19 protein-coding genes are annotated in these 25,845 nt (G+C 37.3%); 11 read left to right on the top strand and 8 right to left on the bottom strand.

Features of this window, described 5'->3' with window-relative positions; all coding sequences use genetic code 11:
* Positions 1-5: 5 nt before the first annotated feature.
* The 4 genes from KO524_RS13400 to KO524_RS13385 all read left to right on the top strand — a co-directional run bounded on the left by KO524_RS13400 (position 6) and on the right by KO524_RS13385 (position 2,948).
* Positions 6-416 carry a BrxA/BrxB family bacilliredoxin gene (locus KO524_RS13400; RefSeq protein ID WP_219294740.1) on the top strand — a complete coding sequence of 137 codons (411 nt, stop codon included), beginning with the start codon at positions 6-8 and terminating at the stop codon, positions 414-416.
* A gap of 73 nt (positions 417-489) precedes the next feature.
* Positions 490-1,221, top strand: a complete 732-nt coding sequence (locus tag KO524_RS13395; protein ID WP_219294739.1) for a lysophospholipid acyltransferase family protein — start codon at positions 490-492, stop codon at positions 1,219-1,221.
* Positions 1,222-1,296: 75 nt separating this feature from the next.
* On the top strand, positions 1,297-2,286 hold the full coding sequence (locus KO524_RS13390; RefSeq protein ID WP_219294738.1) for an acyl-ACP desaturase: 990 nt from the start codon (positions 1,297-1,299) through the stop codon (positions 2,284-2,286).
* 11 nt (positions 2,287-2,297) lie between these two features.
* Positions 2,298-2,948 (top strand): HD domain-containing protein, encoded by a 651-nt coding sequence (locus KO524_RS13385; protein WP_219294737.1) that lies wholly within the window; start codon positions 2,298-2,300, stop codon positions 2,946-2,948.
* Positions 2,949-3,053: 105 nt separating this feature from the next.
* Here the strand turns inward: KO524_RS13385 and KO524_RS13380 are convergent, their stop codons facing one another.
* Positions 3,054-3,881 (bottom strand): universal stress protein, encoded by an 828-nt coding sequence (locus KO524_RS13380; protein WP_219294736.1) that lies wholly within the window; start codon positions 3,879-3,881, stop codon positions 3,054-3,056.
* A gap of 175 nt (positions 3,882-4,056) precedes the next feature.
* On the opposite strand from KO524_RS13380, the gene rimP reads away from it, so the two are divergent.
* The 4 genes from rimP (at position 4,057) to KO524_RS13360 (ending at position 9,563) form a co-directional block, all read left to right on the top strand.
* Complete coding sequence (gene rimP / locus KO524_RS13375; RefSeq protein WP_219294748.1) at positions 4,057-4,524, top strand: ribosome assembly cofactor RimP; 468 nt, start codon at positions 4,057-4,059, stop codon at positions 4,522-4,524.
* A gap of 14 nt (positions 4,525-4,538) precedes the next feature.
* Positions 4,539-5,783 carry a transcription termination factor NusA gene (gene nusA, locus KO524_RS13370; protein ID WP_219294735.1) on the top strand — a complete coding sequence of 415 codons (1,245 nt, stop codon included), beginning with the start codon at positions 4,539-4,541 and terminating at the stop codon, positions 5,781-5,783.
* Positions 5,784-5,828: 45 nt separating this feature from the next.
* Complete coding sequence (infB, locus tag KO524_RS13365) at positions 5,829-8,753, top strand: translation initiation factor IF-2 (protein ID WP_219294734.1); 2,925 nt, start codon at positions 5,829-5,831, stop codon at positions 8,751-8,753.
* Between the two features lie 135 nt (positions 8,754-8,888).
* On the top strand, positions 8,889-9,563 hold the full coding sequence (locus KO524_RS13360; RefSeq protein WP_219294733.1) for a zinc metallopeptidase: 675 nt from the start codon (positions 8,889-8,891) through the stop codon (positions 9,561-9,563).
* A gap of 281 nt (positions 9,564-9,844) precedes the next feature.
* Here KO524_RS13360 and KO524_RS13355 read toward each other — a convergent pair whose 3' ends face one another.
* From KO524_RS13355 to KO524_RS13340, 4 genes are all read right to left on the bottom strand, one after another.
* The gene (locus tag KO524_RS13355; RefSeq protein ID WP_219294732.1) at positions 9,845-10,774 is read right to left on the bottom strand and encodes a DMT family transporter; all 930 of its coding nucleotides are present in this window, start codon (positions 10,772-10,774) and stop codon (positions 9,845-9,847) included.
* 106 nt (positions 10,775-10,880) lie between these two features.
* On the bottom strand, positions 10,881-11,675 hold the full coding sequence (locus KO524_RS13350; protein ID WP_255555265.1) for an endonuclease/exonuclease/phosphatase family protein: 795 nt from the start codon (positions 11,673-11,675) through the stop codon (positions 10,881-10,883).
* Between the two features lie 87 nt (positions 11,676-11,762).
* Entirely contained in the window at positions 11,763-14,027 is a 2,265-nt protein-coding gene (locus KO524_RS13345; protein ID WP_219294730.1) for a zinc-dependent metalloprotease, read from the bottom strand.
* A 42-nt stretch (positions 14,028-14,069) separates the two neighbouring features.
* Entirely contained in the window at positions 14,070-16,313 is a 2,244-nt protein-coding gene (locus KO524_RS13340; protein ID WP_219294729.1) for a reprolysin-like metallopeptidase, read from the bottom strand.
* A gap of 198 nt (positions 16,314-16,511) precedes the next feature.
* Between KO524_RS13340 and KO524_RS13335 the strand changes: the two genes are divergently transcribed.
* Together KO524_RS13335 and KO524_RS13330 are read left to right on the top strand one after the other, a co-directional pair.
* A complete protein-coding gene (locus KO524_RS13335; RefSeq protein ID WP_219294728.1) occupies positions 16,512-17,444 on the top strand; it encodes a bifunctional riboflavin kinase/FAD synthetase in 933 nt (310 codons plus the stop codon).
* Positions 17,437-18,756, top strand: a complete 1,320-nt coding sequence (locus tag KO524_RS13330; protein ID WP_219294727.1) for an HTTM domain-containing protein — start codon at positions 17,437-17,439, stop codon at positions 18,754-18,756. Before KO524_RS13335 ends, KO524_RS13330 begins: the two co-directional genes overlap by 8 nt.
* Here the strand turns inward: KO524_RS13330 and KO524_RS13325 are convergent.
* The 3 genes from KO524_RS13325 to KO524_RS13315 all read right to left on the bottom strand — a co-directional run bounded on the left by KO524_RS13325 (position 18,753) and on the right by KO524_RS13315 (position 20,835).
* Positions 18,753-19,508 carry a UDP-2,3-diacylglucosamine diphosphatase gene (locus tag KO524_RS13325; RefSeq protein WP_370629742.1) on the bottom strand — a complete coding sequence of 252 codons (756 nt, stop codon included), beginning with the start codon at positions 19,506-19,508 and terminating at the stop codon, positions 18,753-18,755. The genes KO524_RS13330 and KO524_RS13325 overlap by 4 nt on opposite strands.
* Positions 19,509-19,527: 19 nt before the next feature.
* Complete coding sequence (locus KO524_RS13320) at positions 19,528-19,977, bottom strand: 6-carboxytetrahydropterin synthase (protein WP_219294725.1); 450 nt, start codon at positions 19,975-19,977, stop codon at positions 19,528-19,530.
* Between the two features lie 87 nt (positions 19,978-20,064).
* Entirely contained in the window at positions 20,065-20,835 is a 771-nt protein-coding gene (locus KO524_RS13315) for an enoyl-CoA hydratase/isomerase family protein (RefSeq protein ID WP_219294724.1), read from the bottom strand.
* A gap of 527 nt (positions 20,836-21,362) precedes the next feature.
* On the opposite strand from KO524_RS13315, the gene KO524_RS13310 reads away from it, so the two are divergent.
* Positions 21,363-25,835, top strand: a complete 4,473-nt coding sequence (locus KO524_RS13310; RefSeq protein WP_219294723.1) for a hypothetical protein — start codon at positions 21,363-21,365, stop codon at positions 25,833-25,835.
* The last annotated feature ends 10 nt before the right edge of the window (positions 25,836-25,845 follow it).

The following is a 25,845-nucleotide window of genomic DNA, read 5'->3' as shown; positions in this document are numbered from 1 at the left end:
AGAGTATGTATCCAGAAGAAATTGTAAAACCAATGCGTGCGGAACTAGTTGACGCAGGCTTTCAAGAATTATATACAGCTGAAGATGTAGAGAATGCTTTAGCTCAAAAAGGAACAACATTAGTTGTGGTAAACTCTGTTTGTGGGTGTGCTGCACGTAATGCGAGACCGGCAGCAAAGATGAGTTTAACAGGCGATAAAAAACCAAATCAAATTGTGACGGTTTTCGCAGGAGTGGACAAAGAAGCTGTTGATGCGGCACGTACGCATATGTTTCCTTTTCCTCCATCATCACCGTGTATGGCCTTATTTAAGGATGGAGAATTAGTACATGTATTGGAGAGACATCATATAGAAGGTCATCCTGCAGAGACCATAGCAGAAAACCTTAAGGATGCTTTTAACGAATACTGTTAATATAAAGACCACCTTTTAGGTGGTTTTTTTATTAAAAACGTATATTTGCTCCGTAAAACATATTTATATCAACGTGCAAAAAATCATTTCCTATCCACTAAGTGTTATTTTTTTAGTGTGCTTTTTAATTTGTTTGTTGGTTTTTCATCCAATTCAATGGTTGTGTCTAAAGCTTTCGGGTTATCAGGCTCATAAAAAAAGTGTTGATTATTTGAATTTCTTACTATTAAAATGCACCCATATTTTGGGTACCACTTATGTAGTAAAAAACAAAGAAGTTGTACCGGATAATGTGCCTATTATATTTGTAGTCAATCATCAAAGCATGTTTGATATTCCATGTATTATTTGGAATTATAGAACAGCGCATCCCAAATTTGTTAGTAAAAAGGAATTGGGGAAAGGAATTCCGAGTATTTCATTTAATTTAAGACACGGAGGTTCCGTTCTTATTGATAGAAAAGATTCTAAACAAGCCCTTTCTGCTATTAAGGAATTGGGGTTGTATATTCAAAAGTATCGTCGTGCGGCCGTAATATTTCCGGAAGGAACTAGAAGTCGAGATGGAAAACCGAAGCGATTTTCCGAAAATGGGATGAAAATATTATGTAAATATGCTCCTGATGCTGTAGTTATTCCAATTACTATTAATAATTCTTGGAAATTATTGCGTTTTGGAAAATTCCCATTGGGACTGGGTAATCGGATAGAAGTGATTACGCATGCGCCTGTGGTTATTAGAGATTATACATTTGATCAACTTTTTGAACAAGTTGAAAACACTATAAAAAGAGCAATAAAATAAATATACACACACCGCTTCCCGCTCAAGAGTACCAAACGATTGAGGTGGTTTAGTCTGGTGAAATAACTAGAAATTATGTCAATTAAAAATGTTCGTCTAGAAGTGATGCAATTTCTAGAAAAAAATATTGATAGTTTCGTGGAGAACTATTTAATACCGGTTGAGAAAATTTGGCAACCCTCAGATTTATTGCCAGATTCTCAGAGTGAAACTTTCTTTGAAGATGTCAAAGAGTTAAGAGAGTTTGCCAAAGAATTGCCTTATGATTTTTGGGTTGTTTTGGTTGGAGATACCATTACAGAAGAAGCCTTGCCTACTTATGAGTCTTGGTTGATGGATGTAGAGGGGATTGATCAAAAAACCGACAACGGTTGGGGGAAATGGATTAGACAGTGGACTGGTGAAGAAAATCGTCACGGCGACTTGTTGAATAAATATTTATACTTATCTGGAAGGGTAAATATGAAAGAAGTTGAAATCACTACACATCATTTGCTAAACGATGGATTTGATCCAGGAACGGATCGTGATCCTTATAAGAACTTTGTCTTCACAAGTTTTCAGGAATTAGCAACTTATGTTTCTCACAATAGAGTAGCGCAATTGGCTAAGAAATATGGAGATCATAAATTGTCTAAAATTTGTAGATTAATTGCGGGAGACGAGATGAGACATCACCATGCATATACGGAGTTTGTTGACCGAATTTTTAAGGTTGATCCAAGTGAAATGATGTTGGCTTTTCATTATATGATGAAACGCAAAATTACCATGCCGGCTAATTTAATTAGAGAGTCGGGGGGTAAAATCGGAGATGCTTTTGAGCAATTTTCCGATTCAGCGCAGCGAATTGGGGTATATACCGCGATGGATTACGTTGATATTATGCAGAAGTTAATTGAGAAATGGCAAATTGACAAAATGACCAATTTGACTGACGATGCAGAAAAAGCACGCGATTACTTGATGAAATTACCCGGGCGTATGACAAAAATTGCAGAACGTATGGTGGTTACACGCGAGCCGCATGTGTTTAAGTGGGTGCAGCCTGCTTTGATTAAATAACAGTATATTTCATGGAAGAGTATGTTGCAAAGACCATAGCTTATGTAAAAGCGGAATTGGAAGGAGCAGAAGGAGGTCATGATTGGTTTCATATAGAGCGCGTTTACAAGAATGCCTTATTAATTGCTGAAAACAGTCCAAAATGCGATTTTTTAGTAGTAAAATTATCATCGCTTTTACATGATATAGCAGATAGTAAGTTTAATGATGGAGATGAACAGGTTGGTCCCAAGAAAGCCCAAGTGTTCCTTGAATCTATAGGTGTTGCTGAAGAAGTGGTGACGCAGGTGGTTCGCATCATTGAAAACATCTCATTTAAGGGAGGGAATTTCGAAAACAAGTTTAATTCCTTAGAGTTACAGATTGTTCAAGATGCGGATCGATTAGATGCTTTGGGGGCTATTGGAATTGCACGTGCATTTAATTATGGAGGCTTTAAAAACAGAGTGCTCTATGACCCTGATGTGGCGCCAAAAATGGCGATGTCTAAGGAGGAGTATAAGGCGGATAATGGACCGACATTAAATCATTTTTATGAAAAATTATTGTTGTTAAAAGATCGAATGAATACCCCAGCGGCCAAGGAAATTGCCAATGAAAGGCATCGATTTATGGAGCTGTTCTTGTCTCAATTTTATAGTGAATGGCAAGGAGATAAATAAAAAAAAACAGGCTGTCTGTAAAAGACAAGCCTGTTTTTTTTAGCTATATAGACATCGGTAGTTCGTTAGTGGAAAAATCGAAAGTCATTCTTGAGTTTTTTGGTATTACTTTATTTTAAAAGTAAGTACTGAAGTCGCTGAATGGTTAACCAAATCTTCGGTAATACTTCCGTTTAGGAAATGTGATATTCCCTTTCTGCCGTGGGTGCTCACTCCGATTAAGTCGGCATTGATTTTCTTGGCATAATTTAAAATACCTTTTTCTATAGAAATATCGTTGTATATGGATAAGTCGTACTCTTGTTCGTTAACATCTGATAAAAACGCAGCCAGTTGCTCTTCGGCAACCTGGGTTGTTTTAAAGTTGTTCGGTGTGTTTATCATCAACAAGTGTAGTTTGGAGCCGAATACTTTATTGAATTTTAGTGCCTTTAAAAAGGGTGCTTTCATGTCTTCTGAGAAATCGGAGGCAAATATGAAATCCTTAACTTCAAAAGTGCTCAATTGTTCTTTAATTACTAAAACAGGAACTTCAGAGGAACGAACTACTTTTTCGGTATTGGATCCGATAAACATTTCTTTTGCGCCACTTGCGCCGTGTGATCCCATAATAATCAGATCAACTTCGTTGACTTCTGCTACTTGTATAACACCTAAAAAGGTACGGTCTAATTTTAAAACCATAGAAACTTTTAGCCCTTCGAGAATTGGTGAATGCGCCAATTGAGCAAGTCTGTTTTCTGCGGCATTTTTAAAAAACATTACCTCTGGTATTTCTGCTCCTACCGAAATTTCATCTGTAGCTTGTTGAGGTAATTCGATAATGTGTAGTAAAATTACTTCAGCATTGCATTTTTTTGCGATAACTGCAGCAGCGTGTAAAGCGCTATTTGCATGCGGAGAGAAATCTGTGGGTACAAGTATTTTTTTCATAGTTTTGGTTAAGGGTATTGAAATTAATAGGTTTTATTTCTAATTTATAAAGTTAATAATATAATTATCAATTATCAAAAGTTTTAATTGTATAAAAAAAATAGTATCTTTGTGGCGTTATTTATTAGTTAAACTAAATAATGAGGGGACGGGTGTCCCCTCTTTTTATAGAAATATGACATTTAAAGAAAAAGTAAAAGAGTTGTTGAATCAGGGGTTAGCGGAGTATCCATCATTATTTTTGATAGATTTTTCGATTTCTGACGACGCCAAGATCAGTGTGATAATTGATGGTGATCAAGGTGTGATATTGCAAGACTGTATTAATATTAGTCGTGCTATAGATCAAAATTTAGATCGGGAAGAGCACGATTTTTCTTTAGAAGTGGCTTCTGCAGGTGCTACAAGTCCTTTGAAGCTTCCTAGACAATATAAAAAAAATGTTGGAAGAAAACTAAAAATAACAACCCTCGATCAAACGGTGTATGAAGCAACTTTGGTCGATTCGGATGAGGAAAACCTGTTTTTAGAGTGGAAGGCTAGAGAGCCTAAAGCCATAGGTAAGGGGAAAGTGACTGTAGAAAAAAAGCTGAGCCTTTCCATCTCCGATGTAAAAGAAGCGATTGTTATAATTTCATTTTAAATAAAATAGATTGCATGGAAAATATTGCATTAATTGAATCATTTTCAGAGTTTAAAGACGATAAACTTATCGACAGAGTTACACTAATGGCAATTTTGGAAGATGTATTTAGAAATGCATTGAAAAAGAAGTACGGTTCAGATGATAATTTTGATATCATTATCAATCCGGATAAGGGTGATATGGAAATCTGGAGAAATCGTGTAGTAGTAGCAGACGGAGAGGTGGAAGATGAGAATTCCGAGATTTCCCTTTCTGAAGCTAGAAAAATTGAGCCAGATTTTGAAGTAGGTGAAGATGTATCTGAGGAAGTAAAATTAATACAATTGGGAAGAAGAGCTATTTTGGCCTTGCGTCAAAATTTGATTTCAAAAATCCATGAACATGATAATACCAACCTTTACAAACAATTTAAAGACCTGGTTGATGAAGTTTATGCTGCAGAAGTGCACCATGTACGTCCGAAAGCAGTAATTTTGGTAGATGATGAAGGGAATGAGATTATACTTCCAAAAGAAAAACAAATCCCGGCTGATTTCTTTAGAAAAGGAGATACAGTGCGTGGAATAATAGAGAGTGTAGAATTAAAAGGTAATAAACCTCAAATTATTATGTCTAGAACTTCTGAGAAGTTTTTAGAAAAATTATTTGAACAAGAAATCCCAGAAGTTGCTGATGGACTAATCACTATTAAAAAGGTGGTTCGTATCCCAGGGGAAAAAGCTAAGGTTGCCGTAGATTCATACGATGATAGAATTGATCCTGTAGGTGCTTGTGTTGGTATGAAGGGGTCAAGGATACACGGAATTGTTCGAGAGTTAGGGAATGAAAATATTGATGTTATCAATTATACCACGAACACACAATTATTTATTACAAGAGCCTTGAGTCCTGCGAAAATCAATATGATTAAGTTGGATGAAGTAGCGAAAAAAGCTAGTGTTTATTTAAACATTGAGGAAGTTTCTAAGGCAATTGGTCGTGGTGGTCAAAACATTAAGCTAGCAGGCTTACTTACGGGCTATGAATTAGACGTAATGAGAGATGCTGCAGACCTTTCGAGTGACGATGACGTTGAATTATCAGAATTCAAGGATGAAATAGAGAGCTGGGTAATTGATGAGTTTGCTAAAATTGGATTGGATACTGCGAGAAGTATTCTAAAACAAGATGTTGCCGATTTAGTAAGAAGAACCGATCTTGAAGAAGAAACCATTCTTGAAGTAATACGAATTCTTAAGGAAGAGTTTGAAGACTAGGAAAAAACATCAACACAACTCATTAAAATACACTAAAAAGATAATATGTCTGAAGAAAGAGTAAAAAGAATAAATCAAGTTTTAAGGGAATTAAATATTTCTCTAGATAGAGCTGTGGATTATCTGAAAACTAAAGGTTTTGAGATTGAAGCAAGTCCGAATGCTAAGATATCTAAAGAGGAATACGGTGTTTTGTGTAAACAATTCTCTGCCGACAAGGGGAAGAAAGAAGCTTCTATAGAAGTGAGTGAAGAGAAGAGAAAGGAAAAAGAAGCGCTTAAAGTAGAGCGCGATAGAGAAATTGAAGTAAAACGCAAACAAGACGAGGAGCGTATTAAACGCGAACAAGAGGTTATTCGTGCAAAAGCAGAAGCTATTGCGGCCATTAAACCTGTTGGTAAAATTGATCTTGAACCTAAAAAAACTAAAGTTTCTTCAGACGATACAGTGGTTAAAAAACAGGTAAAGCCAGAAATTGTGGAAGGTAAAAAAGAAGAACAGGAACACAAACCTGTAGAGAAAAAAACCAAGACGCAAGGTGCTGTTGTCGATAAAAAAGTAGTGGTTTCTGACAAAAAGGAAATGGCTACGGAAAAGGCTGCTGTTGCCGCTGTTTCAGAAGACAAACCGGCTGTTGAAAAACCAACAGAATTAAAAGTTTCAGAGGTGAAAACAATATCTACAGAAGGGGAGTCAAAAGATGCCGCTACCGAAGAAGAAGTGGTGAAGACAAACTACCAAAAACTTTCAGGAACTACTTTTACGGGACAAACGATCGATTTGTCTCAGTTTAACAAGCCTAAAAAGAAGAAGGAAGAACCGAAGAAAGACGATGCTAAAAAAGGTGGAGTAGCTGCTAAGCCTGGTGCTGCAGGAGCTGCCGCTGCCGCTAAAAATAAGAGAAAGAGAATTCCTTCTAAACCAGGAGCTAACACAGGTACGGCAAACGCCGCTGGTGGTGGTGCTCCAAGACCAGCTGGAGCTGGAAATAAATTTGGTAACAGAACATCTCCAAACTATAAAGGTAATAACAACAGAAATGCAGCGCCAGTTGTAAAAGTTGAGCCTACAGAAGAAGAGGTTAAAAACCAAATTAAAGAGACCCTTGAGCGTTTACAAGGAAAAGGAAACCGTTCTAAAGCTGCTAAATATCGTAGAGATAAAAGAGATACGCACCGTAAGAAAACGGATGACGAACAAAGAGCTATCGAAGAAGGAAGCAAAACTTTAAAGGTAACAGAATTTGTTACTGTTGGAGAAGTAGCAACCATGATGGATGTGCCGATTACTAAAGTAATTGGAACTTGTATGTCTTTGGGTATCATGGTTACCATGAACCAGCGTTTGGATGCGGAAACTTTAACGATAGTTGCTGACGAATTTGGATTCGAAGTAGAATTTACAACAACAGATATTGAAGAATCAATTGAAGAAGTAGTTGATAATGCAGAAGATTTAAAACCAAGAGCTCCAATTGTTACCGTAATGGGACACGTGGATCACGGTAAAACATCTTTATTGGATTACATCCGTAATACAAACGTTATTACTGGAGAATCAGGAGGTATTACACAGCATATTGGTGCTTATGGAGTAACGCTAGAAGGTGGTCAACAAATTACCTTCCTAGATACACCAGGTCACGAGGCCTTTACAGCCATGCGTGCACGTGGTGCGCAAGTTACCGATATCGTTATTATTGTAATTGCGGCGGATGATGACATCATGCCACAGACTAAAGAAGCAATTAGCCATGCGCAAGCAGCTGGTGTTCCTTTAATCTTCGCAATCAACAAAATCGATAAGGATACTGCAAATCCAGAGAAAATTAAAGAAAAATTAGCCGCAATGAACTTGTTGGTTGAAGCTTGGGGAGGTACTTACCAATCACAAGATATTTCAGCCAAAAAAGGTATTGGTGTAAAAGAACTTTTGGAAAAAGTATTGCTTGAAGCAGAGATGTTAGAGCTTACTGCAAATCCAGATAAATTAGCTGTTGGTACTGTAGTTGAGGCATTCTTAGATAAAGGTAGAGGATTTGTTTCTACTGTTTTAGTTCAATCGGGTACTTTACGTGTAGGAGACTATATGTTAGCAGGTAAACATCACGGTAAGGTTAGAGCGATGCATGACGAAAGAGGAAATGCGGTTAAAGAGGCGGGACCTTCTAAACCAATTTCTGTATTGGGATTAGATGGCGCACCTACTGCTGGTGATAAGTTCAACGTATTCTTAGAAGAGCGTGAAGCAAAACAAATTGCTGCAAAACGTACGCAGTTGATTCGCGAGCAATCTGTAAGAGCACAAAGACATATTACTTTGGCTGAGATTGGACGTCGTATTGCTTTAGGTGACTTTAAAGAGTTGAATATTATATTAAAAGGGGATGTGGATGGTTCTGTTGAAGCACTTTCTGATTCCTTCTCTAAATTGTCTACTGAAGAAATTCAAATCAATATTATCCACAAAGGTGTTGGAGCTATTACAGAATCTGACGTATTGTTGGCATCAGCATCTGATGCAATCATTATCGGATTTAATGTTCGACCAATGGGTAATGCGAAACAATTGGCAGATAAAGAAGAAATTGATATCAGAAACTACTCCATCATTTATGATGCAATTGACGACTTAAGAGACGCTATGGAAGGCATGCTTTCTCCAGTTATGAAAGAAGAAGTTACAGGTACTGCTGAAATTAGAGAGTTGTTTAAAATCTCTAAAATTGGTACTATTGCAGGATGTATGGTTACCGATGGTAAAATCTTTAGAAATTCTAAAATCCGCTTAATCCGCGAGGGTGTAGTGATTTATACAGGTGAATTAACCGCTTTAAGACGTTTTAAAGACGATGTAAAAGAGGTATCTAAAGGATACGATTGTGGTATTCAAGTGAAGAATTACAACGATATTAAAGAGCTTGATTTAATTGAAGCTTTCCAACAAGTGGAAGTGAAAAAGAAATTGTAAAGTTTTTTTAAATATATTTATTAAAGGCTGTTCTTTTGGAACAGCCTTTTTTTTTTACTGACAACTTGTCGAAATGTAATTTTGGCGCAAGATTTGTTATATATTTATAACACATATATAAAAAAAAATATAGAGATGGGATTTATATTAATGGGAATAATCATGCTGGCAAGTTGGCTTGTTGGTGCTCGATTAAAAAGTAAATTTGAAAAATATTCTAAATTGCAATTGCAAAATGGAATGAGTGGAGCGGAAATTGCTCAAAAAATGTTATCTGACCACGGGATTAGAGATGTAAGAGTTATATCGACACCGGGTCGTTTGACAGACCATTATAACCCTGCCGATAAAACGGTGAATTTAAGTGAAGCTGTATACAACGAACGAAATGCAGCAGCAGCAGCAGTAGCGGCTCACGAAGTTGGACATGCCGTGCAACATGCAACAGCCTATAGATGGTTGGAAATGCGCTCGAAGTTGGTACCAGTTGTAAGTGTAGCCTCATCCTATATGCAGTGGATTCTATTGGCTGGGATATTGATGTTAAATACTTTTCCACAATTGCTATTGGTGGGAATTATCCTTTTTGCGATGACTACGCTGTTTTCTATCATCACGTTACCTGTTGAGTACGATGCGAGTCATAGAGCCTTAAAATGGCTTGAAAACAAGCATATGTTGACGCAGCAAGAACATGCTGGAGCCAAAGACTCTTTGACTTGGGCTGCAAGAACCTATTTAGTAGCTGCATTGGCATCTATTGGTACGTTGTTGTATTATGTAATGATATATATGGGGAGAAGAAACTAATTTGACTAAAAGGTCGTTTGCCTATTATAATTTAAAGGGGTATTTAAGATAAGGGATTATATAAATACCCATTTAACAACAAAAAGAGGCTGTCTCAAAAGGACAGCCTCTTTTTGTTGTACAGCAATTCCGATCCTTTGGAGGGATGTTCTTAGGGAGGGTAGCCTATTGAATAAAATCAAATCACCCCTATGGGGTATAGGCACATTAAAGGCTGACGTATCAAATAAACCTAAAAGGTCTTTTCTGACTTTTATAAGTATATTTTTAAGAGACAAAGCTTACCTTTTTGACAGGGTTCCTTTTCGGTTTTTCCTAAAAGGATATTTGATTTTGATGTTTTTACGTCCAAAATAGAGTCCGGCAATAATTAAAACACCACCGCTTATTTGTATTAACCCGAGGTTTTCACCATCCAGCAATCCCCACATAAAAGCAACGATTGGCATTAATAAGGACACAGACGATGCAAAGCTCGCAGAGGTTTCGCCTATTAATTTATAGTAAAAAATATTGGCTAAAACGCTACCAAATAGCGATAGAACAAAAATATAGCCAACACCTTCCCAGGCGTTATCATTATGAGCTAAAACTTCAAAAAATCCAGAAAGATACAGCGTTAATAAGGCCGGTAGAAAAAGTACCAATTCTATAAAAGCAGTCCAGGTTAAGGGAGAGATATTTCCCATGTATTTTTGGGTGAGTAATCCACTAAAAGCATACATCATGGCCGCAATAATCAAGATGGTATAATAAAACCACAAGTGATTAGTAGTACCTCCTTCTGTGGAACTGTTTTGTAATAATAAAATAACACCGATAAAAGCTAAAGTAACCCCAGTTAATTCACCATAGTTAGTTTTATATTTAAAAAACACGGCTCCCAATACAATTACGAATATCGACATCAAGGCATTCATAATTCCTGCAATGGAACTATCCAAATGCATTTCTGCAACGGGAAATAAAAACATAGGTATAAAACTACCCACTACAGCACATAAGATAAGCCAAGGGTAATTCTTTCTCGGAAATTGTTTTCGATTGATAAAAGCAGTAGGTAAAAGCATGATTCCTGCAAATACTACGCGTAGCGAGCCTAATTGATAGGGTGTAAAACTGTTTAATCCCTTTTTTATCAAGATAAATGACGATCCCCAAACCAGAGATAATACCAATAAAGTCAACCAGTTTTTTAAGGTGATTTTCAAAATGCAGTTTTTAAAATTTTTGCAAAAGTACTGCTTTATCGCTTAGTATAAAAGTTATTTTAATTCCCGTGTTTGACTAGCGATTTAAGGTTTTTAATAGACTGCTTTAAAAATCTATTTCTATAATAAGGGGAATGTGGTCCGATAGTAAACGAGCCTGAGTCATGTTTTCAAACGATTGATAAAAGTGTATGACTTCTGAACGAATCAGTTTAATATACTTAGGATGCAAAAGAAAATTGTCGTATTCTGAAGCTAAACAGTCGTTGGCAATACATTTTTGCCGTAAACTTGTTTTTTGATTTGTGAAAGCGGGCAGGTAGCCCATTTTTTTTAATGGGTTAAAAACCGAATGTGATTCGGGACAGTTAAAATCTCCCAAGAAAATCAAGTGAGTTGATTCATATTTTTCGGGAAAATGTTTTAAGAATTTGATTTCTCTTTCCGGTTGTTGTCTTTTGGGAATTGCATGGAAGTTGATTAGCGTAAAGGCATTCTTTTTATATTGGAATTGAATTAGATAGGGTTCTCGTTCTATTAAGTCTGTAAAATGAATGTCTAGAAAAGGGCGTGCCACTATTTTTACTTGATTTGTTTTCCATAAATAAGCGTATCGTTCAGACTTATATGGGGCGCTTTTTGTGGGGGCACTAACGACATAATCCCATGAATTGCCTTTGCGATTGAGTTCTGCTGCTAATTGTGCCACTGCTTGAGCGCCTCCTGAACCCGCCACAACTTCTTGTATGGCTATAATATCGACGTGTTTTAAAGTTTCCGCTATAAATTCAATTTCGCTTAGTGTTTTGGATTTTCCAAAATTCTTAAGGTTCCACGAACTGATTTTTATTTGCGCTTGACAAAGATTTAAAACAAAAAAGAAGCAGATAATAGAACGCATAATTACAATCATTTCAACAGCGAAACTACAAAAAAAAGGCGGTCGAGTTAGAACCGACCGCCTTTTAGAATGGAAAAGAAATGATTATTATTTTTTAATCACCTTTTTAACTTCTTTGTTAAGACCATCTTCGACAGTAACGATATAAATACCCGACTGAGCATTACTCAAGTTAATCTGTTGTTGGAAGCTTCCTGTGTTTTTATAGGATTCTTTTGAAATTAAACGGCCTCTCATGTCGTGAATTTGTACACCTACATCATTGGTAGAATTAGATTCAAATTGGATGGTAAAAATATCATTGGTTGGATTAGGGTAGATTCTAAAATCGTCTAGGCCAAAGCTATCAATACCAGCTGTTGATCCACCTAAGACAGAGAATTTCTTAGATATTGTATAGTAAATATTTCCAACGGGCTCGATTAGGATTCTACAGTTAAGAGAGTTGTAATCTGGCGCAATAATGCTTTCTGTACCATCGTTTGGGGTGTTTTCTTTTAATGTGATAAAAGTTTGACCGTTATCAGAAGAAAATAAAATATTGACAAAAGTAGTGTTGATGTTATTTGTATTAGTTCCTGCAACATTCCAATTTACTACTTGTGGTGTATTGGCTTGCCATGTTTCACGTCCAGAATTCGGGTGTGTAATTTGGAATGGACCTGCATTGGATACTATTATTTTTAAATCATCTGTTGAAGTTTGACCTCCTTGAACGGCGTGGTTATCTCTGACCACTAGGTTAAAGTTTAAAGTTCTTTGAACAGAAGGCAATACTTCCCACATTCTGCTAATACCCGTTAGCACATCCTGATAATTGGGAATGTGTCTATCAGGACTTTGAGTAGGTGCATAGACTCTAAACAATGGACCGATTGTCGATGTTGAAACAGGAGGTTGTGGACTTAATTGGTTGTCCATTTGCTCCCATGAATACGTAAGGTTTTGATTGTTTTCATCAGTGGCACTTCCGGTCAATTTGAAAGGCGTCAGTTTAGGTATAATTTTATCATCTCCAGCATTTGCTATAGGAGCTGGGTTGTTATTTGTTCTGTTTTGTGAGCAGGCGCCAAACGTTGCTATGAAATCGGATATCTGAGCAATACTAATACCGTGAAAGAACGGGTCGGAATGACCTTGTACATTTAAAAAAGAACCATCTGGTGCTGCCTGACATACACCTGCATAGCCCATGATGCTAGATCCGCTTCCCGGCTCCACTGCAGTAAGTGGGGAGATTTGAGGGTCAACACAAAAATTATTGAAGGTGTGTGCTGCACCAAATTGATGCCCCATTTCATGCGCAACAAAATCAACGTCAAAAGTATCGCCGACTGGATTTGCGGATCCTGTTACTCCTCTTGCTTTAGTAGCATTGTTACAGGGTACCGCTAGCCCTGCTAACCCTCCAGATCCGGTGCTAACAGTATGTCCTATGTCATATTTTTCAGGAGTAATTACTCTGTCAATAACGCGTTGACTTTCATTAATTAATAAGTTGGAATCAGTGTTCGAAAACTCATCAGCTGTTAAAAAGAGGATTTTATCATTATCCGTTACAAAATTCATTCTAATAGCCAAATCGCGTTCGAAAATAAAATTAACACGAGTCATTGTTGCGGTCATCGCTGAAAGCACAGCAGCCTTTTTTTGTGCCTCTGTAGCAACGGGTATTTGTGCTTCTTGTGCAGCATCAATGTGAAATTTAGCATATTCAATAGTACAAGCCATAGCTAAACGATATTGGCGAAATACTCCTTGATTGTTTAAACGTAGTGCTGATGGGGTAGAAAAGGAGTCGATAGGGAAATCTTTTTCCATATCGGTTACTAAACATCCAGCGGGTTTTGTCGAATTTAATTCATCTCTATTGTATACGATATAACTCTTTAAATCGTTGGTATAGGTATCTATATAGCTTGTTCCATTTTCAGCAGAATAATTTACAGCATGTAGCCCAAATAAAGTAACGCTAAAACGAATACTAGAACCGGGTTTATCTAAACTTTTACCGCTATAAGACATGATTTCGGTAAATTTATCGGCAAGCCCTTGCTCCATAATTGGTGCTTTGTAAATCTCGAAACGTTCTAGTTTACCCGTTGAATTTGGAAATGAAATGATGGTTTTAGATACCGTGTTTTCGGTGTCTAACGGGGCATCTTTTAAACTGTTTTTTAATTGGTTGATATTGAGGTTGTAAATCTCGTAATTCATAGGATTTGAACTACGCGACAATTTTTCAGATTTAGCGACATCTTTTTCTGAGATGGTTTTCCAAAGATTATTTTGAGCTTGACCATACGAGAATATCGCAAATGCAAATAATCCCCAAAAATATTTTTTCTTCATAATTAGATTGTTTTGAGTTGTGTTGTTTCTTGGTTGGTTGATTTATTTTTTTATTATCCGTTTTACTTGTTTGTTTTGACCGTCTTGCACGCTAACTAAATATACCCCAGTTTGAGCTTGAGTAAGATCGATTTCTTGATTAAAATCCCCATTGTTGTTATAGGTCTTGTGACTGATCATTCGACCGGCTAAATCGTGGACACTGATGGTGATTTTGTCCAGGGTTTTGGGTTGGTATTTAATATTAAAAACACCGTTTGTTGGATTTGGATATAAACTAAATTCCGAAAGGTCAAAAGATTCTTGTCCTGCGGTTGGGTTACCTGTAATTTTAAATTTCTGTGAAAGGGCATAGTATACGTTTCCAACGGGTTCTATAAGTATACGACAATTGTCTGAATCGCTTTCTGGAACAACTATATTTTCGGAACCGTCATTAGGAGTGTTTTCTATTAAAGTGATAAAGCTTGCGCCATTGTCCGCAGAAAATAAAATATTAACATGACTGCTATTGATGTTGTTAGCTGTTGTACCCGCAACATTCCAAGTAACCGTTTTAGTAGAAGTCGTTTGCCATTCCGCAGCTGCCGATGGTGAAGTAACCACAAATGGACCTACGTTTTGAACATATATCGTAGTGGCTGATTCTGATGTTTGTCCTCCGAATTGAATGTTGTTGTCTCTTGCGAGTAGATTGAAATTCAGGGTTCTGGCAACGTTGGGTAAAACTTCCCAAGTACTGTTAGCTCCAGATAATACATTTTCAAATTTTGGAAAATATCGGATATTTGAAAGTGTCGGTTCAAAAACTCTAAAACTAGGGCCTGATGTTGCGCTAGAAACGGGTGGTTGAACAGTAAATTCTGTGTCTGTTTGCTCCCAAGAGTAAGTGATATTATTTAGTTGATTACTAGTGATGTTTCCCGTTAATTTAAATGGGGTGCCAAACGGGATATTAAATTCTACGGCAGTATCTACTTGTAGTAGTTCAATCTCATTAAAAGTGTTGTCGGAACAATTTCCTCTTGCAGCTTTGTAGGCATTTATTTGAGCAATGCTGACAGAATGAAAGAAAGGATCTGAGTGTGACTGTACACTTGGGGCACAAACCCCCGCATAAGCCATAATGGTGCTACCACTACCGGGTTCAACAGCGGTTTCCTCTTGAACATTATCATTACAAGAACTGTTAAAGGTGTGAGTGGCTCCAAATTGGTGACCCATTTCATGAGCTACAAAATCAACATCAAACGGATCTCCAGTAGGTTCTGGAGAGCCGGTAATTCCCATCGCTTTGATATTGGTGTTACAAGGTGACTGTAGTCGTGCTACACCGCCACCACCAGTACTTACGGTATGACCAATATCGTAATGGAGTGCTCCAATAACGCGGTTTATTACGGTTTGGCTCTGGCGAAGTAATTGATTAGCATTAGAATTACTAAATTCGTCGCTATCGATAAAAATAATCTCATCGTTATTGTCAATCAGATTCATTCGTATAGATAAGTCTCTTTCGTAGATGAAGTTTACACGAGTCATCGTCGCAACCATGGCAGACAATACAGCGGCTTTTTTTGTGGCTGTGGTATTGACAGCGATGTTAGAAATACGCGCTTGGTTAATGTGATAAGCTGCAAATTCAATGGTACAGGCCATAGCCAATCGGTATTCTCTAAACGTATGTGTACCGCTGTCAAAAGCTGCGTTTATTGTTGGCAATTCAGAAATTTCGGGAATATCTGCAACAGTAGTATCGGCAAAACACTCGAAGCTTCGATTACTCTTTAAGTTTTTTCTATTATAGAAAATGTAGTTTTTTAAATCGGAGGTATAGGCATCTATATAGCTGGTGCCGGTTTTTGCTGCATAATGAACCGCTTGAAATCCAAAAACAGTAATACTAAAGCGAATGCTTGATGTGGGATCCGTTAAACTTTTACCGCTATATGAGGTGATGTCAGGAAATTTTCCCGAAAGTACGGGTGACATTACTGGAGCTTGGTATATCTCAAAGCGCTCTAGTTTTCCATCCGAAGTTGGGAAATCCATGATTATTGTTGACTTTTGTGAAGAAAGATCGAGAGGCGCTTTTTGCACAATTGTTGTCAATAGATTTAAATCGAGTTGGTAAATCTCGTATTCAGAGGGAGTAGAAACCCTGGTTTTTTTGTCTAATTTAATGATTTCTTTTTCAGAAATTTTTTTCCAAGGCTGATTTTGCGCTTGACTACTTAAAGATAATATTAAGATAAAAAAAACATTCCATAGGTGTTTATTTTTCATAATGTTTTGACTTTGTTTAATATTCGTATTCGCAAATGTATCTTATTTTTTTTTTAACTGAGAATAATGTTTGAAAAAAACTTTTTTTTTGCATCATAATTATGATTTTTGCATCATAAATGAGGATATTTAGATTGTCTTTTTTTTAATTCTTTTTTCCATCTTAAATAAGTAAACACTAAATTTGATAAAAAAAAATTGAAAACCTATTCTTCCATATATAATTACCACAGCAATCAAAAAACCATAGTAACATTAGGGACTTTCGATGGGGTACATTTGGGACATCAGATGATTATTCGTAAATTGGTGACTGCTAGTAAGCTTCTAGGTGGTGAAAGTTTAGTGTTAACCTTCTTTCCGCACCCGCGAATGGTACTTAAGCAGGATGATTCGATCAAACTTCTCAATACAATGGAGGAAAAAATAGCGTTATTGGAACGCTATGGATTAGATAATCTAGTCATTCATACTTTCGACAAGGACTTTTCACAACTTTCCGCGGAAGCATTCGTATCAGAGGTTTTGGTAAAGCAGTTTAATGTAGGAAAAATAATCATTGGATATGATCATCGTTTTGGAAAAAACAGAACGGCCGATATTCATGATTTAAGAATGTTTGGATTGAAATATGATTTTGAAGTAGAAGAAATTTCTGCTCAGGAAATCGATCATGTATCCATTAGTTCTACTAAGATAAGAAAGGCATTAGAAGTCGGTGATGTGTCGATGGCCAATGAGTATTTAGGTTACGATTATACTTTTTCGGGTACAGTAGTTAGTGGTAAAAAACTGGGAAGAACCATAGGTTATCCTACAGCAAATATCCAAATTCCCGAAAATTACAAACTCGTTCCTAAAAATGGAATTTATATAGTATCGTCTGTACTCGATGGCAGTGTGGTTCACGGTATGATGAGTGTTGGGGTCAATCCAACATTTAAAAATCATCCTTATACTATAGAGGTTAACTTCTTGGATTGGGAAGGTGACCTATATGGAAAAGCGGTATGCATAAGTATTCATGATCGTATTCGTGATGAAGAGCGATTTGATCAATTGGATTTGCTCATTGAGAAAATTCAGCAAGATGAATTAATAACTAGAAAGTATTTTATAGAACATGTTTAAGAAATTATCAAGCACTATAGATAATGCTCCTTTAATTTTATTTAGAATTATTTTCGGACTGCTATTTGTATGCGAATCTTTTGGTGCGATTTTTACCGGTTGGGTACGTGAAAATTTAGTAGAGCCACAATTAACTTTTTCCCATATTTATATGGAATGGTTGCAACCCTTGCCTGGCAACGGTATGTACTATTATTTTGTGCTCATGGGATTGGCGTCCATAGGAGTGATGCTTGGTTATCGGTATAGACTCAGTATTATTTTGCTGACCTTGTTGTGGGCTGGTTGTTATTATATGCAGAAAACATCGTATAATAATCATTATTATTTGATGTTGATTATCTGTTTTTTCATGTGTTTTATGCCTGCCAACCGTTATGCCTCTTTAGATGTTAAGTTGGGTCGAATACCGCAAAAGTTGACTATGCCTGCGGCCTATTCTTATTTATTTATCATTCAGATTACGCTGTTGTATTTCTTCGCAACGGTGGCTAAGTTTTACCCGGATTGGCTTGACGGAACTTTTAGTAAAAATTTATATGGTGGACTGCACAATTCACCGGAGTTTTTTAAAAATATCTTTGCCCAACCTTGGTTTTATATGTCCATAACCTATTTAGGGATTCTATTTGACGGACTAATTATACCGTTGTTGTGCTGGAAGAAAACCCGTAATTTTGCAGTAATCATATCTTTGGTTTTCCATCTCTTCAACTCAGCCACTTTGCACATTGGAGTATTTCCGTACTTTGCTTTGAGTTTTGCCTTGTTTTTTTACAGTCCCGAAACGATTCGAAAGGTGTTTTTTAAACGAAAACCTATTGCAGTAATCGAAGAGGGGCAAACGGAGAAGATCCCAACGGGCTTATTAAGTTTCTTTGCGGTTTTTCTGTTTATTCAGCTGTTGTTGCCTTTAAGGCATTGGGTGATACCTGGCGACGTTTTATGGACCGACGAAGGGCATCGATTAAGTTGGCGTATGATGTTGCGGCAACGAGGGGGATATACCAATTATACGGTGGAAGATAAAGCGACTAACGAAAGGTGGTCTTATGATTTGGAAGCCAAGCTAATGCGCAAGCAAAATGCGAGATTGACTTCGCCTGATATGATTTGGCAAATGGCTCAATACATTAAAAAGGAATATGCTAAACAGGGACGAGATGTGCGAGTATATGCAGATAGTTGGGTATCAATTAACCAACGTCCTTATAGTATATTTGTAGATCCCGGTGTTGATTTAGCCGCTGTAAAATGGAATTATTTTGGGCATAACGAATGGATAACAGTTAGCCCATTAGGTAGCGATTAACCTTCGTATTTCTCCAAATGAAAATGACCGTCATACATACCGTATGTAAAATAGTTGATCCAATCGCCTAAATTGATATAACGACTGTTTTCGTTTAGAACAATATTCATCGGCAGATGTCTATGGCCAAATATAAAATAGTCGTAATGTTGTTCTTCTAATTTTTTCTTAGCGTATAAAACCAACCATTCGTTGTCTTCTCCTAAAAAAGTAACGTCTTCGGCTCCGGAAATCAATTTGTTTTTGACGGATAAATATTGTCCCAGTCGAACACCTATGTCGGGATGTAGCCAACGAAACAACCATTTTGAAAAGGGGTTTGTAAAAACTTTTTTCATTCTTTTATAACCAAAGTCACCGGGTCCGAGACCGTCGCCGTGACCTATAAAAAAGGTTTTTCCGTTGATGTCAAATATTTGAGGTTGATGAAATACCGGAATGCCCAACTCCGAAATAAAGTAATCATCCATCCATAAATCGTGATTACCTACAAAAAAGTAAATGGGAATGCCTGCATCTTTCAATTGGGCTAATTTGCCTAAAACACGAACAAAACCTTTGGGTACAACTGTTTTGTATTCAAACCAAAAGTCAAATAAATCGCCTAAAATAAACAAAGCGCCCATTTCAGCCTCGTGTTCATTTAACCATCGGAGAAACTTCTGTTCTCTCGGTAAGCTTTTTTCGGCTGTAGGTGCTCCGAGATGTTGGTCGGAAGCAAAAAATATTTTTTTGTCCGTTTGAATCTGAATTTTCAAAAGCGTATTTTTTTTAGTTGTCGGAGGCATGCCATTCTGCATAAGACGATTCGGTTTCTTGTAAACGCAAAGAGAAAAGGGCAATCTCTTTAGGAAGACGAGAGCTGATACGTGCCGCAAAGTCAATAACCATGTTTTCACTAGTAGGTTGATAGTCCACTAAAATCACGTGATGACCGCGGTCCTGTAATTCTTTTGCTAAATCAACATGAGGTGTGTTTTGATTAAAAACCGTCGCATGATCAAATTGATCAACCACCTCTTCCTTAACTATTTTCTTTAAATCTCCAAAATCGATTACCATACCGAATTTTACATAGTCGGGATTGCTGTTGGGATAGCCAATAACAGTAACGGCTAATTTATAACTGTGGCCGTGTACATTTCTGCATTTTCCATCGTAACCGTATAGAGCATGACCGGTTTCAAATGTAAACTGTTTGGTGATTCTAATTTTAGGCATAATATTATTTTTTGCAAATTTACTAAAAATATCGGACTAGTCTATTGATTAAAACAGCTAAAATACGGCTGACTTCCTGAAAAACAGTTACTTCTTTTTAAACTGATTTAGTGCACTTTTCGTAAAATCGGACAAAACCAGTTTCCCGGATATAGCAGCCCTTTCGGCAAGTAGGTTATCCCAGTTTTCGGTGCCCTCCCAAAAAATATTTTTCATTTCGCTTAGGGCTTCAGGATTATATTGAGAAATTCGCTCTGCGAGTTGATTAATTTGAAGGTCTAATTCGATTTCTGTGTCACAGATTTTGGCGTATAGTCCTTTTTGTTGTGCCCAGGCTGCACTTTTCCATTCGTGTGCTTCTAAGGACATTTCTGTAAAGGCATTTTTACCAATTTTACGGGAGACTATAGGTTCTATCACGAAAGGACCAATTCCGATGGCTAATTCTGACAGTTTAATGGCGCTCTTGATGTCGGCAAAACAATAATCGCAAGCGGCTGCAAGTCCGACACCTCCACCAACTGCCTTTCCGTGAATGCGACCGATAAAAATCTGTTTGCTTTTGCGGATAGCATTGATAACATTGGCGAATCCGGAAAAAAATCTCGTACCGGCTTCCGTATTGTCAATGGCTAATAATTCGTCAAACGAGGCACCTGCGCAAAAGGCTCCATTTCCCTTGCTTTGTAAAATAACCGTAGTAATATCTTGACGATGATCTAAATCATTGATAGTACGGGTTAAGGATTCCAACAGTGAGCTGGGAAATGAATTGCTAGCCGGATGGTAAAAACTGATTCGGGCAATTTGATTCTGTATGGCTATATCGATAGAGCCGTTTGGTAAGTCCATGGGCATTTTTTTTTCAAAAATAATTAAAATTTATCGGTAAAGATACTATCCCCTTGCATTTATCCAAAGTTAGACTTGTTGTTAAAAAGTTTTTAATACTTGATATATAAATAATCTCATTTCGCGATTTTTTGATCAACTCAATAACGGCGCCTATTGCAGCCTGTAGAGGTGTTCTAAAGTTTTTATTTAACTTTTTTAACTTGATTTTAAATAAGTTTCTGTTGTTTTGAGGTCTGATTTTTATTTAAAATAATTATAAAATCTATTTTTAATGCACATTATATTATGTAATTGCCTGTAAAAGACTTAAAATAACGATATCGTCAGTATAATTGATTTTTATCGATTGGAATAGGCTGTAAAATCGTTTGTTTTTATAGTGTTAAAATTTTTTTATTTTTTTTATTCACAAAATGTATTATTTTTGATATGAAATGACAAAACGTCTTAATTTTATAAGATAGTATTGAACAGTTTGGCTTTTCGATTTCTTTTTATTTAAACAAGGTCTTTTTTCTTAAAATAACACTATGAAGTCAATAACTACTCTAGCCGCTTTGAATGGAAAAGTCTTCGGACTATTTTTCGTTCTAATTGTTTTCTTATTAGGGTCAGTTTCTTATGGACAAGTGACGAAATCGTATGCTACTTGGGCTCCTTCCGCCGATCGCATTGCAGTAGGATTATCAGCGGGAATTGAAGGAGTGCTTGATCCAGTCAATGCGAGTATTGGAGACAATACTGTTGCTGTGATGACTGCCTATCGCGCGGGGGCGGTTGTGAATATTACTGGAGGAGACGCCTATTTACAGATGAAATTTCCAACGAACAGAAAAAAAGGGGAAACGGTCTATATTCGTGTTGATAAACCGGTGCAAAGTGGTGTTAATATAAATTTAGGCGATGTATTAGGAATAGTCGGGACTTACTTAATTCCGGAATTGTATGTTGGGGCAACGAATCTTGGTACTCCTGAGGCAGTTGGAACAAAGGTTAATACTACCTTAATAACCAAATGGATGATTGATAAAGATGGGAAGTATTATCTGGCCATTACTCCTGAAGCTACCGCTGAATATAATTCGATTCGGATTACTTTAAAGCACCCGCCAGGCTTAGTAGTTGGAAATAGTAGATTGGTTTTAAGTGTTTATAATGCTTTTACTTTTCCGCAAGAGATAAGCGGACAAGCTCCTTTTTCGGGACTTGGTAAGGTTACAGGTCTTTCAGTAAGTTTAACGGACGCAGTTATAAATCCTGAAAAAGCGATCAATGGAAATATTGCGGAATTCTCGACCTTAAAACCAGGACTGATTCAAGCTTTAGGGTCAATCTCTCAAGACTTTTATTTTGACAAATTATCCAGTGCGCAAGATTATTTTAAGATTCGATTAAAAATTGGTGGTGGTTCTGCTCTAAATTTAAGTTTGATTGGAAATTTTGAGGTTAAAGCATACAACGGCGAAAACTTGGTTTATACAAACAAACTTCAAGGCGGGCTTGTCAATGGGTTGGATCTGTTGACGCTTTTGCAAGCGGATGCTCCAATCACTATACCTTTTGGACCAGGAGTTGCTTTTGACCGAGTGTCTGTGGTGGTTAATACTGCGGTCGGACTTAATCTAAACGCATCACCATTAAATATTTATAGCGTAGAGCGTTATGGTGGTATCGGTTCTGTTTTAACAGAAACAGACCCTGATTCGCCAATTGTCGATGAAGGAGGGATACATATGTTAGGTGGTAATAAAATTTGTGCAACCACGGTTAAAAGTTTTTCGCATGCAAATTTTCCGTTGAATGCCGTTGATGGGCAAAACGGAACTTTTACCACCTTAGATGCTACTTCAGGGCTTTTACTCGCTGCAAATGCTTATGGTGGACATGTCGAACTTGCCTATGATGCCAACGTAAACGCAGGAGTAACCTCCTATATGCGTATTGATGTCGCTGATAAAAAACTTTTAGGTGCTCTTTTGGATGGGTCTGTAGGACAATTGCTAAACGGCGTTGTCGGAAATCTGCTTTTTGGAAGCCATTATTTTAAAATTGAAGTTAAAGATGCCTCTTCCGGGGTTGTTTTAACCGGTGATAGCAATAACGGCTTTTTTGGTAAACCGATTAAGGTGATTCAGGATAAATACGGTAATTTTTATGTGGCCATAACTCCGACTAGCGCTTATCGCAGTATACGTATAACAGAGTTTTATCCAGCGGCAGTTGGATTGGGAGCCAGTGCTACTCTTAAAGTTTATGGACTGTGTTATGCGACGACACCCACTGCTTGTGAACAAGCTTTTTCGACTTATTCCATCTCCTCAGGTGTTAGTTTAGACCTTTTAGGTACTGGAGCAGCTGGTGTTAAAAATGGAAATTTAGCTATTGATTTGAATGCGACTACTGCATCAGAAATTAATTTGGGTACTGCTGCAGTTGGAGCCAGTGCTTTTCAATTTGTGGATTTTCATACCTTATCAAATGTAAGAGATTATTTTAGAGTTAAAATAGGTGTGAATAACGGGTCCCTAGTTGATTTAGCCGCCTTGTCTAATATCGAAATCAAAGCTTATAATGGTACTGTAGAGGTGTTTTCTCAAAAATTGAGTAGCGAAGTGATTGGATTGGATTTGCTTGGACTGTTGCAAACAGGACAGGCTATTTCTCTAGCTTTCGGGCCGGGAAAACAATTTGATCGTATAGCCATAGGTAAATCGTCATTGGTTGGACTTAATGTATTGAATTCGCCTTTGTACGTCTATGGTATAGAACGATATGGTGCAACTTGTGTAGATCCCAATCCGATTCCGGTTCCAACACCAACGGTATCGCCGTTTACAACGCCGGTATGCGCAACAAATATAATCGATTTTGGTGGAGTTAACTTTCCGTATAATGCGGTAGATGGGAATCATGATACAGCGGCTGTTTTAATTTCCGGAACAGGTGCAGTGGCAGCTTTAGGTGGTTTTAATAGCTTTATAGAATTGGGTTATAGCGCCGCTGCCGGGTCACATACAACATCTTACATTAGAGTGGATATGGATGCTACCTTGCTTCAAAGTTTGTTGGGTGGTAGTTTGGGTACACTTTTGGGAAATGTAGCTGGTGCAGTTGCTTTGGGGAATCATTATTTTGTGGTGGATGTTAGACGCCCTAATGGTACCATAATTCATACCGCTTCTAGTGCCACAGGTTTTAATTCACAACTGGTTAAAATAGTGCAAGATAAAAGTGGGCGGTATTATATAGCTGTTACGGCAAATGAGGCCTATCAAAGTGTTCGAATTACCCACAATCTGGCTTCTTTGGTTGGTTTAAATAAAACGGCCGAGATGAAGGTGTACAACATGTGTAGAGAAACGGTTTTTGATGCCTGTGATCAAGGTAGTTTTACTTCTTATGACGGTAATGGGTTAAGCTTGAGTTTGTTGGGTATAAGCAAGGGTGGTGTTACCAATCCGTATTTCGCTATAGATGATAATTCTAGCAATTACTCGACCATAAATTTAGGGCTTACCTCGGTGGCTGCAAGTGTTTATCAAAATATCTATTTTAAAAAACCGTCTCTTAGTTCAGATATTTTGAGACTAAAAGTACAATTGAGTCAACCCAGTTTATTGAGTTTAGATTTAATTGGAGCTTATAAAGTGAAGTTGTACATGGGAAATACCTTGGTGTATAATAAGACATTACAGGAGGGGTTAATCAATAATTTGGAGCTTTTAGGTTTACTGAATAGCGGAACACCTCAGGAAATTACAATTAGACCAGGTGTTGTTTTTGATCGGGTACAGTTTGGTTTAGAATCTTTGGTCAATGTGACTACTGCCGCGCCATTACAGTTGTACGCTGTGCATCGAGTTTCGGAGAATTGTCAAGACCCGGGTGTAGAACTACCACCATATCGATCACCCGTATGTGCCAATACCTTAATAGGGTCAGCCAATGCCACTTTAACTTCCAATTTGTTCGATGGAAATTTCAATAGTTATGCCGTTATTCATTCTAAAGGAGGAGCAGGTGGTTATGAAGGATTCGTAACTATGGGCTTTCCGGGAGGGGCTTTAGTTCCTGCAGGAACCACTACTTATATTCGAATCGATACCGATGCTACTTTGTTGCAATCGTTACTCGCGGGAAGTGTTGGTGGAGTTATAGGGAAAGTCTTAGGGAATGTGGTTTTGGGTAATCACTATTTTAAAGTGGAGCTGCTCGCTGCAAATGATGCCACTGTGATTAGCGGTTCGAGTGAAGATGGATTTGCTAATATCATTGATCAAATTAGAATAGTACAAGATAATAAAGGCCGATATTATATAGCTATTACGGCAAAACTTGCATATAAAAGTGTCAAAATAACCGATTCCACAAGTGGTTTGTTGCTCGGTCAGGAAAACAGCCTACAAATTTATGGGATGTGTTATGAAACTGATTTTTCGGGTTGCGCAGAAGCAGTAACTACTTCGGTTAGTGGTTCAGGAGTCAGTTTGGGGGTATTAAATATTGGTAGTTATGGAGTTACCCATGCTGATCGCGCCTTGTCAAACAACAACAACAGCGACTATTCGGAATTGAGTTTAGGTACGGTTTCAGTAGTATCGACTATTCAGCAAAATATCCATTTTAATAAAGAGATTTCACCCTATTCGGTTTTTAAAATAAAAATGGCCATAGGTACGGGGGCATTAACCTTGGATTTACTAGGGAAAGTTGAGCTTGTCGGATACTATAAAGGTCTACAAGTTTGGGTCAAAGATTTGGAGGCAGCCGTTATAGGCAATGTCAATTTGCTAACCTTGTTTAACAACGGGCAAATAGCTGAGGTTAGTTTTGGTACAACAACCCAAGTAGATGCAGTAGCAGTTCGATTAAAATCACTGGCATCTGTAAACGTTACTCCGAATTTGAGATTATATAATTTATATCAAGATTGTTTGGCTCGTATGAGTAAAGCCTGTCTTATTTCAAATAAAACCTTAACCCAAAAAATCAAGAAAAATTAATAACACTTTA

It is taken from the genome of Flavobacterium sp. NKUCC04_CG (assembly GCF_019345525.1).
Lineage (GTDB): Bacteria > Bacteroidota > Bacteroidia > Flavobacteriales > Flavobacteriaceae > Flavobacterium.
Note: the sequence above shows the minus strand (reverse complement) of the source record. Positions and strands in the feature narration are given on the sequence as shown.